The following is an 11837-nucleotide window of genomic DNA, read 5'->3' as shown; positions in this document are numbered from 1 at the left end:
CGCGTCGTTCCGCCTTGCCCCGCGGGCGCATCACGCGCCTCGGTGCACACGGGACTTCCGCGCCGGCACACTAGGTCTCAGCGCGCCGCCGGCGCCTGGTGCAGGAAGATGGAGAACGCCGGCAGCGTCTCGCCGCCGGCGGTGAGCCTGAATTCATAGCGCCCTGCGACGGGGAACACGACGTCTTCGAGCGGCATGACGAGGCGCGTGTGCGCCGGCGGATCGCCGCTGGCCGGGTCCACGTCGGTGTGGCCCTGGATGGTCAGCACCGGGTTGCCCGAGGATGGCTCCACGAGGTCCGCCCGCAGGGGTTGCCGCCCCGCTTCGTGCGGGCCCCACTCCAGCACGAACACGGCGGTCATGGCGTCCTGCGCCGCCGGGAATCCGGGAGCAGCGAGTTGGTTGAAGACGCCAGTGACGTCCATGCGGCCGTCGGGCCGCACGAGGGCCGACTCGCACGCGAGAGCAAGCACCAGGCGCATGATTTCCAGGGTGTCTGGGTCCGTTGCCGCGCGGCGGAGGCCTCCGGCGGATGGGCGCCAACATATGGTGACGGGCGGAGGTTGACACCCGTCTCCGATTTCCCCTAGTGTCGATGCATGGCGGGGAGCGTGAGTCGACCCGCGCCGCACCGATGCAAGAGCGACTAGCCGCGATTCCCGGCCCGCTTCTGACGGCAGCGGGCTTCTTCATATCGAGAGGTATAGATGGGCAGAACCTTCATCCTCACCAGCGAGTCCGTGTCGGAGGGTCACCCCGACAAGGTCGCCGACCGCATCTCGGATGCGGTCCTGGACGCGTACCTGCGCGAGGATCGGTACGCGCGAGTGGCGTGCGAGACGCTGGTAACGGCCGACTACGTTTGCGTCGCGGGTGAGGTCGGTTCCACCGCGCACATTCCCGCGGAGAGCATCGAGTCCCTCGTCCGCGACACCATCCGCGACCTGGGCTTCAACGGAGAAGACGACCGCTTCGGCCCCGAATCGGTCGACGTGGACGTGCGCCTGCACGAGCAGTCGCGCGAGATCGCCGAGGCGGTCGTGCGCGCCACGGACGAGGCGCAGGGGGCGGGCGACCAGGGCATGATGTTCGGGTACGCCTCCGCCGAAACCACCGCGCTCATGCCCGCCCCTATCACGTGGGCCCACGCGATCACGCGTAGGTTGGCCGAGTTGCGCCGCTCCGGGGAGATCCCGTGGCTGCGACCGGACTCCAAGAGTCAGATCTCGGTGCGCTATCGAGACAGCCGGCCCGTGGAGGCCGTGCGCGTGGTGGTATCCACGCAGCACACCCCCCACGTGGATCTCGCCCGCATCCGGGAGGTGGTCGTCGATGAGGTGGTTCCGTCGGTGATCGAGGCCGCTTACCTGCCCACCGGCTGGCAGGACGACGCGCTCGTCAATCCGTCCGGCTCTTTCGTCTCGGGGGGTCCGGCCGCGGATACGGGCCTCACCGGCCGCAAGATCATCGTGGATACGTACGGAGGCGCTGCGCGTCACGGCGGCGGCGCGTTCAGCGGGAAGGATCCCTCCAAGGTGGATCGCAGCGGCGCGTACGCCGCCCGCTGGGTAGCCAAGAACGTCGTCGCGGCGGGCCTGGCAGCGCGCTGCGAGATCGAGCTCGCGTACGCGATCGGCGTCGCGGAGCCGGTGGCCATTCTCGTCGACGTGTGCGGGACCGGGAGCTCGGAGGTGGAGATCGAGTCGTGGATCCGGCAGAACTTCGACCTCACTCCGCACGGGATCATCAGGGAGTTGGACCTGCGCCGCCCGATCTACGAGGCGACCGCCGCCTATGGCCATTTCGGACGCGAACCCGATGGGGATGGAGCCTTCCCGTGGGAGCGGGTTCGAGAATTCGCCGCTCTCGTCTGAGCCGGGGCCGGCCGGGGCAGGGCAGAAAGGACCTGAAACGAGAAAAAAGTAGCGCGCTTTGCGCCTTTTCCAGGGGGACGCAAAACGTGCTAAATCGTTTTTCTTCAATGCTTTGGTTGTTGTCGACGGCGCCTGGACCCGGATCTGCCTTGGTTCACCCGTGCAGTACCGCGGTGAACGGGAACAACGGGGAGAGCGCCGCGGTCCGAAGCGGGCGGTCGTCAGATTCTGGCGGCCGCCGCTTCTTTTTCTATCTTGCCCGTCATGATCGCTTCTCTTCCGTCGCCCGCTGCTCGCGCCCGCGCGGCCTGGGCCCTGGCCGTGGTCGGGTTGGGGCTGGCCGCTCCTCTTGGCGCCCAGGACACCTCCGAGAATTCCGTTCCGCGCGCGTTCTACCTGGCCCTGCGCGTGGGCGGGACCGCCTCGAGCGCGCTTGTGGAGGACGCCGTGGGCCCCGGCGCCGGCGCGGTCACGGCTAAGCCCGACCCGGGACCCGTCGTGGGAGCGTCCTTCTGGTTCGCGCTGCGTCCGCGCATCAGCATCGAAGGAGAGTTGGGCTGGAGCGCGACCGACCTGGGCGCGGACGACGGCGCCAGCGAGTGGACCGCCGATGACCTCAACGTGATCCACGGAGCGCTGCTGCTGAGGTTCTCGGTGCATCCCGTAGCGTACGGCCGCGTGGGAGTCGGAGTGCTGCGCTACGGCGGGGATCGCCCCGGTGGCTTTCTGGCCGACGACGCGCAGGTACAGCCCTACGCTACCGCGGGAGTGGGCGCGCGCCGCGAGGTCGGCGGGTACCTGCTTTTCGCGGAGCTGAACGGGCAGTTGCACCGGTTTTCTTTCCGCGCCCTGCGCGAGGCGGGAGGCGAGAGCGGCACGGTGGCCAGGGCGCTGCTGCAGGTCGGCGCCGCGATCAGGCTGGGGGGGGCGTCGTGAGCCGCTCCGCGGCCGCTCGCCGCGTGGCTCCGTGGGTCGCCGCGCTGGCCGTTCTGGCGAGCGCTTGCGATACGCCCACCATACCGCAGCGTAACGACACCTACGGATTCGCGCTGCCCGTGGATGGCGGTCTCGTCTTCCACTGGGGCGCGGGCGCCAGCGTCCGGGTTTTCGTGGCCGACGCGCCCGGCCGCGAGGGCGCCCTGACGACGGCGTTCGACGCCGCGGCGAACATCTGGGAAGCGAACGCACCGTTCGCCGAGTTCTCTGTGTCGCGTGCGTCGTCGGCCGGCGCTGCCGATGTGGTCCTTACGTGGATCGACGGCCCCTTCGCCGTGCAGACGGCGGAGTGCCTGCCCTCGGGCGCGAGCCTGGGCACGACCACCTTCTGCCTCACGGCAGGCAACGACGCGATCGTTCCCTACCCGATTCAAGGGGGCGGCTCGAGCGGTGTCTTGTTCCTGGTTACGATTTCGGGCTCCGTGGCGACCGACGCGAGCCTGCTGCGCCGCCTCGTCACGCACGAGATCGGTCACGCGCTGGGGCTGTTTCAGCACTCGCCCGACGCGGCGGACTTGATGTTCGGCGGGGAGCTGACCGCCGATGAGCCGACGGACGCGGACCGGGCCACGATCTTCACTCTCTACCACTCTTCGAGAGACCTGCTCCCCTGAGTCCGAGGCCGGGTCAGTGAGGCCGGTGAAATCCCGCGCGCGTTGCCGGCGGCGTTGACCCCGTACCTGCCCTTGCCTACCATCCAGTTGGGAGCGTGTCGGAGGGTTCAATATTGAGCCGACACTACGGAAGCCGGGACTCCTCTCCCGTGCCGGAAGTCACGCCCCTCGGGGGAAGGCAGAAGCGTGCGGGGAGGTCACCGAACGTTGTAACCCGGGGCTTCAAGAACGCCCTGCGGCGCGTTTCCTCGCCGGCCCGTTTACGCAGCGGGCCGGCGTTTTTTCACCACCGGCAGGAGATCGCCCTATGCCACGGGTGCGAGTGACGCGTCAGGTCCATTTTTCGGCCGCGCACCGGCTCGGCCGCGAGGACTGGGACGAGGAGCGCAATCTTGCCACGTTCGGCGAGTGCGCGCGCACCAGCTGGCATGGTCACAACTACGAGTTGGACGTGACGGTCGCCGGCGAGGTGGATCCCGACCTCGGCTTCGTGATGGATCTCAAGCGCGTCAAAGAGATCGCCGAGGAGCGAGTGGCTTCCGAGCTGGACCACCGCAACCTCAACGTGGACGTGCCGTGGCTGCGGGGTCTGAATCCGACGACGGAAAACCTCGTGGTCGCCATCTGGAGGCGGCTCGCGGACGCCCTACCCGAGGGCGTCAGTCTGGAGCGACTGGTGCTCTGGGAGACGCCACGAAACCGCGCCGAATTCACGGGAGAAGGCCTGGAATGAAGGCTCCGGACGACGCGCCCATGCAGGACCTCGTGCGCGCCATGCTCACGCGCCTGGGGGAGGATCCGGCTCGAGAGGGACTCCTGCGCACTCCGGAGCGAGTGGAAGAGTCCTGGGAGTTTCTGACGCAGGGCTACGGCCAGACCGTGGGGGACGTCGTCGGCGAGGGCGTCTTCACCGAGGAACACCACAACATGGTCGTGGTGAAGGACATCGAAATGTACAGCATGTGCGAGCATCACATGCTGCCCTTCTACGGCCGCGCCCACGTAGCCTACATCCCCGACGGGAGGATCGTGGGTCTTTCCAAGATTCCCCGCATCGTTGACGTTTTCGCGCGGCGCCTACAGGTGCAGGAGCGACTCACGGAGCAGATCGCGCAGGCGGTCTGGGACGTGCTGGATCCGCTGGGGGTCGGCGTGATCATCGAGGCGTACCACCTGTGCATGATGATGCGGGGGGTGCAGAAGCAGAACTCCAAGACCGTCACCAGCGCCGTGCGGGGCGTCTTTCTCGACGATCTCAAGACGCGCGAGGAGTTCCTCCGGCTCTGCACCATCAACGGCATAGTCGGGTGAGTCAGCGCCCGCTCCACGGGCTGCGTGGGGTGGTCACGGGGGGGTCCAGCGGGATCGGCCTCGCCATCGCCGAGGCGCTCGCGGAAGCCGGCGCGCGCTTGGCCCTGGTGGCGCGCGGGGAGGAGGCGCTGGGCGGGGTAGCCGAGCGCACCGGTAGTGTGCCTTTGACGGCCGATGTCAGCGACTCCGACGCGGCGGCCGCTCTGCCGGGTCGGTTCTCCGCGGCGCTGGGCGAGGAGGCCGCGGAGTTCGTGGTGCACTGCGCCGGCGCGTTCTCGCTCGCGCCCTTCGAGGAAATCTCGGCGGATGAGTTCCGCAGGATCGTCGACACCAACCTGGTGGGCAGCTTCAACGTGGTGCGCGCGTTTCTCCCCGACATGGTGGCCGCCGGCCGGGGTCGGATCGTCCTGATGGGATCCGTGGCGGGCCGCCGCCCGTACCCCGGGAACGCCGCGTACGCGGCCAGCAAGTACGGACTGCGCGGGCTGGCGGAGGTCCTGCGTCTGGAGACCGAGGGCACCGGAGTCGCGTGCACGATCGTGGAGCCGGCGGCCACGAATACGCCGCTGTGGGAGGGGGTCGGCGCGGCGGGACTGCCCGACCCGGCCGCCATGCTGTCGCCCCAGGAGGTGGCGGACGCCGTGGTATGGCTCCTCCAAAGGCCCGACGAGGTGCGGATACCGGTCCTGCCGATCGAGCGGAGCTAGCGGGTCACCTCGAAGTCCACCCCTTCCACCAGATCGCCGATCGGATCGAAGTCCAGGCGGAACGTGCGCGTCGCCGGTGTGGCGACGCCGCCGATGCTGTCCAGCTGGTCCGCGTCCAGGGTGATCTCGTAGCGCCCGGGCGGCAGCGCCGCCAGGTAGTATGTCCCGTCGGCGAAGGTGGTCGTGGCGCCGGCGTACTCGCAGCCCTCCAGGCAGCGCACAGTCAACCTTGCGCCCGCCAGCGGCCGAGCGCCGGCCTCGTCGGCCATCGTCACGGTGCCCTCGATCTCGCCGCCCACGTAGAACGGCACGTCTATCGACTTGTAGCCGTTGGGGTCGGTCACGAACGAGAAATCGCGCACGAACGGCACCAGGGACGGGTTGCGCACCGAGGTGTCATCTATGCGCACCGAGTACTGGTAGTAGGAGCGCAGGTCGACCGCGCGCAGGACCTTGTCCTCGCCGCGATGAACGGCTACCGCTTCGCGGAATCGGACGGCGCCGCCGTCCACGAGTTCCTCGCCCGGACTGTACGTCTGGTCTCCGTCGCGGTCGACGAACAGCCGAAAGGCTGCGCCCGATCGCCCGATCCAGGGCTGCTTGGTGGGGACGACCCGAGAGTTGGCCCGGTCCAGCGCGAGCGCGCCGCGCAGCGTGTGGCGGAGGCGGGTACCCCCCGCGTCACGCCTGACGCCCAGCGTGGCCAGCAGCGGGTCTCCGTCGAACGTGACCCGCGCCTCGACTCGCCCGGCGTCCAGCGCGAAGTTCCGCTCCACGGAGAGCGCCAGTCTGGTGTTGCGCGTGAGCGGCCGGCTCAGCGTCAACTCGACGCGGTCGCCCGAGCTCCCTTGCAGCGCGTGTCCGTACAGGCCGCGCACGAGGGTGCCGTTGAGCACTGCCAGTGGCCCTCTGTAGCCGGACAGGTTGTACAGAGTGCCGAACACCAGCTCGCGCGACTCGGTCGGCCCGAAGAACCCGCCGGCGCTGCGGCTGCGCACGCCCATGCTCTGGCGTACGCGGCCCACGCTGGCCACCGCCTCCAGGTCCAGCAGCGCGCTGCCCTGGCCCTCGGCCGAACGCGTCCAGTCCGCGAGCAGGCGTCCCGTGATGCCCACGCGGCCCGCCCGAAACGGCGAGAAGCCGCGTAGCCTCAACCGCCAATCGTCGCCGAGCGGGTTGTAGGTCTGGCTGGTGGCGAAGCGGGTGACCTCCAACTCCGCACTGGCGAGCGACGACGAAAACCCCTCGACGGTCGCGCGCGCGAAGGCCCCCGGGGCCAGATCGAGAGCGGCGTGCAGACCGTCGGTGATGCGCGCGACGAAGCTGTCGAAGATCACGAGCTCGGCGCCGGCGGCGGCTCCGGTTACGTACTCCAGCCCGACGGCGTTGGTGACGCGGTCGGTGATGCCCCACGCGACGCGGCCGAGGAGAGCCGCGCCGTCCTCGCCCGCCCGCGCGCCGCCCGATAGGCCGTAGTCCAACTCGCCGTCCGGGACGAGCCCGAACGGGACGGGGATGCCCTGCTCCTCCTCGAGGAACTCGCCGCTGGGTCCATAGAAGCGCAAGGACACGACCGAGCGTCCGTAGACCAGGGGCACGCGAAAATCATAATTGCCCAGCTCGTCGGCTATCACGAAGTCCTGGAGCTGGCCGTTCACGTACAGCTCGACCTCCGCGTCGGGCTCGGTGCGGCCCGCCACCGTGTGGGTGGAAAAGACGCGCCGCTGCTGGACCGGTCGGTTGGTCACGCCCACGCCGAACAGATCGAAGGCGCGCAAGCCGGCCGGCGTGACGCTGCCCACGCGCATCTGAGAGATCCTGCGGCGCGGGTCCTCGAACACGTAGCGCCAGGACCCGCGCAGGTCCGACGCGCTCAGGCCTCGGCCGGAGGCGACGCCGCGCAGGCCGGCCTCGAAGTCGCCGCCGAAGGTTTCGAAGCCCGTCGCGAGGCCGAACGAGGTGAAGTCGGCGCCCGCGCCGGTGCTCGCGTCGAGCGAGTAGTCCAGCACGCCCCCGTAGAAGCGGCGCCGCAGTCGCACGTCGCGGAGCGGGGCGTGGGGGGCGAAGCGATTCTCGTGGACGTTGGTGTCGCGCAGCCTGCGGCGCCGCTGGGCGGCGACGATCGGGAACTGCCGTCCGCGCGCGTCGAGTCGCAGCACCAACTCGCCCAGGTCGACCCGCACGTCGATGCCGAACGCGCGCTCCAGCGCAGAAGGCAGCAGGAAGATGTCCAGGTCTCCCACTACGACTTCTCCCTGCGCCAGCGGCGTTGTCGACCCGCCCACCCGAGCCACGCCGGCCAGGGCGTCCACCTCGTAACGATCACCCGGGTCGAGAAAGAAGCCCGTGGCGCGCCCCGCGTCCAGATCGAGCACCACCGGGACGCCCAGCACGCGCAGGGCCTCGCCCAGGGGCAGGTACAGGGAATCGCGGTCGTAAACGGCGCTGATGACGGTGTCGATCAAGCCAGCGTGTCGAAACGACAGGAACGCCATCTCCGCGTCCGCGGTGGGCCTCGGGGGCGTGGCTGGGCCCTCCTGCGCGCGGGCGCCGGCGGCGAAGACGGCCAGGGCTAGCGCCGCCGCGGTCACACCCCGGCGCAGGCTCATGGCACTGAGAACGGAGCCTCGATCTCCAGCGGGTCGATGAGTACCCTGTCTTGCGGCGGCACGTCCGGCCGGTCCGGGCTCAGTACGATGCGCACGCGATAGTGTCCGCTCGGGAGCCCCTCGAGCGGCACGTCGAAGCGAATCACGCGATCGAAGAACACCTCGAAGAGAAGCTCGTCCTCGCGCTCCGGGCTCGGCTCCAGGCCGGCCTCCGTGACGTCGGGGATGACGAGCAGCCTGGCGCGCCCGAAGAAAGGCGCGTTGCCGGTCCTGCGCAGTGGCAGCGTTACCGTCACGGAGTCCCGCTCCATCTGCGCCTTCAGCGGGCCGGGCTCGAGACCCGTCGCGACCTCGCCCTTCTGGTACAGCACCGTGGTGACCTGCTCCAGGCGGAAGACGACGCGGGTGGTGACGCCCTCGGCGACCTGCTGCTCCACGGCGGCCGACTGCGGCTGCGACGCCGTCACTACGCGCGCCCAGTACACTCCGTCGGGGGCGTCTACGGGCGGGCGGGCGCTCATGCGCACGATCTGGCGTGCGCCGGGGGCCAGCACGAACCGCCTGGGGAAAGCGCGAATCCTGCCGTGCAGGCCCAGCGCGGCCGCCGACACGGAGTCGTCGTAAACGAACGTTCGGCGACCCGTCTCGTCCGAGGTCGAGTAGCCGAACTTGAACGAGATCGTGACCTCCTGGGGCTCCTCCGACCGGTTGTCCACCATGAAGGTGCCGAACCGGTCGCGGTCGCTCATGGTCATGATGGTCGGCGCGACCAGCGTCTGCGCGCCCCCGGGCGCGGCGACGGCGCTGAGTAGGATCGCGATGGGGAGTGCTCGACGAATCACGTTCATCTCCTAGTTCTCGACCGCGCTGAGAGTGATGAGCTCGGTGTAGTCGCCCGAAGGCGGATTGGAGGTCGGTTCGAGGACGCCGCCGATCCAGACCAGGATCGACTTGGGTCCACGCTGGTCCAGCGTAATGGTGGCGCCCTGCGCCGGGTCGAAGATCGTGCGCGCGTCGGGTGCGTCCGGTGTGGCCCACGCGGCGCTGGCGCCGTCGAAGCGGATCGGTAAACGGTTCGGTCCGGACGTGAGCTCCCGCGGCAGCGCGAGCGTAACGGTGACCACGTGCGGCGGTCGTCCGCGCAGCTTGACCTCGAAATGCGCCGCCGTTGGGTCTTCCGGCCGAACCAGGACCGGAGTCCCTCCGACGACGATCCCGAAACTCAGATCGTTGAGGCGGGAGACGACCACGGTGGGGGCGTTGCGCCGACCCTGCCCCTGTCCCTGGGCCTGAACCGCGCCGGAATCGAGCGAGCCCCAGGCGAGCGCCAGCAGCACCGCTTTCGCGGCGACCCCGAGGCGCGAGGTACGCGCGGGCTTCGATCGAATGGAGAACGCGCGCATGGCCACGCCTTACAGCTCCGCGGTGATCGTGACGACGCCCGTGTACACGCCCGGCGTCGCCGCGGGGGCGACCGTGATCTGGCCGTGGACGTAGACGTAGCCGAGCCGGCCGTTCCTGGCCGGGGCCTGGTCGCGTAGCTTCATCGTGAAGCCGGCGCCTACCGTCGCCGGCGTCGCCGCGGCTGGATCGTCCGCGGTCTCGTTGACCGACGCGGCGGCCGCGAAAGGCAGCGAGTTGCCGCCCGACGTGATGATCGGGGGGGCGGTGATCGTCACCGTGACATCGCGGCCGCGATCACCGAGGATGTGGAACCCGCCCGCGCCGGGATCGGTCGCGAGCAGCGTGTTCGCGCCGGATCCGGCCGGCACGACGCCGAAGTCGATGTCGCTGATCTTGAGGATGGAAAGGCCTGCGACGACGTCGACCGTAATGGTCGTCGCCGTCGTGGCACTTGCCTGCGCCGAAGCCGCGCGCGCGCCGGTCGAGAGACCGAGCGCGAGCAGCGCGGCGAGTAGGACCGGGGAGCGCATCGCCAGCCTCCAAAGCGGCGACCCGACCGGCCCGGCCGGAAGCGGAGTGTTCTCCGGCCTCCGGCCGGCCCGATTCGGCTCTCCTAGTACTCCACCGTGAGACCGAAGAGACCGCTGTATATGCCCGCTGGAGTGACGGGCACGTTGATGCTGCCGCCCAGCCAGAACTGGTGCTGGCCGCCGGCGTCCAGGCTGACCGAGTCGCCGCTGTTGACGGCAACGGCCGAACCCTGCGTGGTGGCGTCCGAACCCATGTCCGGGGTGAACACAATGGGATTCAGAGCGGCGTCCATCAGGATGATCGACGGCGAGAAAGTCAGCGTCACGGGCGTGTTGGGCTCACCGGTGGCGCTCCAGTTCGCTGCCGCGGCATCCATGAAGGAGACGGCTACTATCGAGCTTGGGCCGACCGGGCCGAAGTCCAGGTCGGCGTTCTTGATGAGCGTGAGCGCGGCGACGACCGTCGCGCTGACGGTGGCGTCGGCCGACGCCGAGCTCTGCGCTTGCACGGCCGCCGGCGCGCCCAGCGTGGCGACCGCGGCCAGAGTGAGAACGACCCTTCGCATGGCGAATCTCCCTGTTTGTTGTTCCCCCCCCGCCCTGGCATTCGCCGGAACTCCGCGTCCCCTCTTTGGGTCGCTCGTCATGCGCGGGGTACTGCAGCGGACTCTGTGTCGAGCCGCCGCGACGGCAGGAGGGAAGGGCAATGCCGGTGCCATGCGTGCGCGCACGGGACCTACACGCGTAACGACTTAAAAACAAACGATTTGCGCTATTTCATGGCCGATTGTGGAAAACCTCGTGTTCGGGTCCCAACCACGAACGTTTTCGCGAAACGCGATACCGGATTCACAGATCGCCGCGGGGCTGCGATCTTCGAGGTGAGGCGGCAGATTGAGCTTTTCCGACGGCATTCGGAGCGCGTACACCATGCACGTGGCCCTGACAGAGATCCTCCAGTGCCCCGCCTGCGGCGGCGGCCTCGTGCTGCTCGCCAGCGATACGCGTGGAGGTCGGGCGCTGGCGGGTTCGCTGGGCTGTCCGGGCTGCTCGCGGACCTACCCAGTGGCCGACGGAATCGCCGATCTGCGCGACGAAGGAGGCGGCGCTACGCTCTCCCCTCAAGGAGCGGAGGATCCATCCGCGCGCGGGACCGACGAGGCCTCGGCCGACGAGGCGCTTCGGCTTGCGGCGCTCCTGGGGCTGGACGCCGCCACAGAGGGCGTCGTCGTGCTGGTGGCCCCCCGCGACCGAGAGGCGATCGGCCTCTCGGAGCTGCTCCCCAGCCTGGAGATCGTCGTCGCCGCCGCCGACGGGGCGAACCCTCGGGCCGCCGCCGAGGGCGTCAGCTCGCTCCTGACCGGCGCCCGCCTGCCGCTCGCGGACGGCAGGACGGCGGCGCTCGCCACCGACGCCGCGGCCCACGTGGATCCGGCTGACGCCGTTCGTGTCGTCGCCCCGGGGGGCCGCATCGTCGTAACCGGCGCCGACGACGGCGTCGCGGCGGGTTTGGTAACGGCCGGCTGCGAGATCATCGCCTCGGAGGGCGGGGTGATCGTCGCCCAACGCACCGGCGCGCCCGCCCCCCCGAAGCTCTACCAGTTGGGCTAGTGGACTGTAACAGATGAGTACCTAGTGTACCGTTGCAGAAGTCCCGTAGGCATTCGGCCCGCGCTGCATCCCGCGGATGCGGCGTTGGAATTCCTTGCCGTAGCGACGGCTACGGCGCGTCGTTCCGCCTTGCCCCGCGGGCGCATCACGCGCCTCGGTGCACACGGGACTTCCGCGCCGG

General features: G+C 69.6%; 13 protein-coding genes. 7 read left to right on the top strand and 6 right to left on the bottom strand.

The features are described from left to right. Window positions 1–77: 77 nt before the first annotated feature. A complete protein-coding gene (locus ABFS34_14060; protein MEN8376567.1) occupies window positions 78–482 on the bottom strand; it encodes a hypothetical protein in 405 nt (134 codons plus the stop codon). A 225-nt stretch (window positions 483–707) separates the two neighbouring features. Between ABFS34_14060 and metK the strand changes: the two genes are divergently transcribed. From metK to ABFS34_14030, 6 genes are all read left to right on the top strand, one after another. Further along, complete coding sequence (metK, locus tag ABFS34_14055; GenBank protein ID MEN8376566.1) at window positions 708–1874, top strand: methionine adenosyltransferase; 1167 nt, start codon at window positions 708–710, stop codon at window positions 1872–1874. 264 nt (window positions 1875–2138) lie between these two features. Beyond that, entirely contained in the window at window positions 2139–2810 is a 672-nt protein-coding gene (locus tag ABFS34_14050) for a hypothetical protein (protein ID MEN8376565.1), read from the top strand. Beyond that, on the top strand, window positions 2807–3484 hold the full coding sequence (locus ABFS34_14045; protein MEN8376564.1) for a hypothetical protein: 678 nt from the start codon (window positions 2807–2809) through the stop codon (window positions 3482–3484). The genes ABFS34_14050 and ABFS34_14045 overlap by 4 nt, the downstream gene beginning before the upstream one ends. A 307-nt stretch (window positions 3485–3791) precedes the next feature. Beyond that, window positions 3792–4217 (top strand): 6-carboxytetrahydropterin synthase, encoded by a 426-nt coding sequence (locus ABFS34_14040; protein MEN8376563.1) that lies wholly within the window; start codon window positions 3792–3794, stop codon window positions 4215–4217. Further along, complete coding sequence (folE, locus tag ABFS34_14035; GenBank protein MEN8376562.1) at window positions 4214–4795, top strand: GTP cyclohydrolase I FolE; 582 nt, start codon at window positions 4214–4216, stop codon at window positions 4793–4795. Before ABFS34_14040 ends, folE begins: the two co-directional genes overlap by 4 nt. After that, on the top strand, window positions 4792–5502 hold the full coding sequence (locus tag ABFS34_14030) for an SDR family oxidoreductase (GenBank protein MEN8376561.1): 711 nt from the start codon (window positions 4792–4794) through the stop codon (window positions 5500–5502). Before folE ends, ABFS34_14030 begins: the two co-directional genes overlap by 4 nt. Here ABFS34_14030 and ABFS34_14025 read toward each other — a convergent pair. The 5 genes from ABFS34_14025 to ABFS34_14005 all read right to left on the bottom strand — a co-directional run bounded on the left by ABFS34_14025 (window position 5499) and on the right by ABFS34_14005 (window position 10611). Further along, complete coding sequence (locus ABFS34_14025) at window positions 5499–8111, bottom strand: carboxypeptidase-like regulatory domain-containing protein (GenBank protein MEN8376560.1); 2613 nt, start codon at window positions 8109–8111, stop codon at window positions 5499–5501. The genes ABFS34_14030 and ABFS34_14025 overlap by 4 nt on opposite strands. Beyond that, on the bottom strand, window positions 8108–8959 hold the full coding sequence (locus ABFS34_14020; protein ID MEN8376559.1) for a hypothetical protein: 852 nt from the start codon (window positions 8957–8959) through the stop codon (window positions 8108–8110). The genes ABFS34_14025 and ABFS34_14020 overlap by 4 nt, the downstream gene beginning before the upstream one ends. A gap of 3 nt (window positions 8960–8962) precedes the next feature. Beyond that, complete coding sequence (locus ABFS34_14015; GenBank protein MEN8376558.1) at window positions 8963–9520, bottom strand: hypothetical protein; 558 nt, start codon at window positions 9518–9520, stop codon at window positions 8963–8965. Window positions 9521–9523: 3 nt separating this feature from the next. Continuing rightward, window positions 9524–10045 (bottom strand): DUF4402 domain-containing protein, encoded by a 522-nt coding sequence (locus ABFS34_14010; GenBank protein MEN8376557.1) that lies wholly within the window; start codon window positions 10043–10045, stop codon window positions 9524–9526. An 83-nt stretch (window positions 10046–10128) separates the two neighbouring features. Further along, complete coding sequence (locus ABFS34_14005; GenBank protein ID MEN8376556.1) at window positions 10129–10611, bottom strand: DUF4402 domain-containing protein; 483 nt, start codon at window positions 10609–10611, stop codon at window positions 10129–10131. A gap of 328 nt (window positions 10612–10939) precedes the next feature. On the opposite strand from ABFS34_14005, the gene ABFS34_14000 reads away from it, so the two are divergent. Continuing rightward, window positions 10940–11656, top strand: a complete 717-nt coding sequence (locus ABFS34_14000) for a Trm112 family protein (protein ID MEN8376555.1) — start codon at window positions 10940–10942, stop codon at window positions 11654–11656. The last annotated feature ends 181 nt before the right edge of the window (window positions 11657–11837 follow it).

The organism is Gemmatimonadota bacterium (assembly GCA_039715185.1).
Classification (GTDB): Bacteria; Gemmatimonadota; Gemmatimonadetes; order Longimicrobiales; family RSA9; genus DATHRK01.
This window is presented reverse-complemented; position numbering and strand designations above follow the sequence as displayed.

Excerpts from the sequence above, each read along its gene's own strand:
- ABFS34_14060 (MEN8376567.1), bottom strand. The coding sequence starts at position 482 with ATGCGCCTGGTGCTTGCTCTCGCGTGCGAGTCGGCCCTCGTGCGGCCC.
- metK (MEN8376566.1), top strand. The coding sequence starts at position 708 with ATGGGCAGAACCTTCATCCTCACCAGCGAGTCCGTGTCGGAGGGTCAC.
- ABFS34_14050 (MEN8376565.1), top strand. The coding sequence starts at position 2,139 with ATGATCGCTTCTCTTCCGTCGCCCGCTGCTCGCGCCCGCGCGGCCTGG.
- ABFS34_14040 (MEN8376563.1), top strand. The coding sequence starts at position 3,792 with ATGCCACGGGTGCGAGTGACGCGTCAGGTCCATTTTTCGGCCGCGCAC.
- folE (MEN8376562.1), top strand. The coding sequence starts at position 4,214 with ATGAAGGCTCCGGACGACGCGCCCATGCAGGACCTCGTGCGCGCCATG.
- ABFS34_14025 (MEN8376560.1), bottom strand. The coding sequence starts at position 8,111 with ATGAGCCTGCGCCGGGGTGTGACCGCGGCGGCGCTAGCCCTGGCCGTC.
- ABFS34_14020 (MEN8376559.1), bottom strand. The coding sequence starts at position 8,959 with ATGAACGTGATTCGTCGAGCACTCCCCATCGCGATCCTACTCAGCGCC.
- ABFS34_14010 (MEN8376557.1), bottom strand. The coding sequence starts at position 10,045 with ATGCGCTCCCCGGTCCTACTCGCCGCGCTGCTCGCGCTCGGTCTCTCG.
- ABFS34_14005 (MEN8376556.1), bottom strand. The coding sequence starts at position 10,611 with ATGCGAAGGGTCGTTCTCACTCTGGCCGCGGTCGCCACGCTGGGCGCG.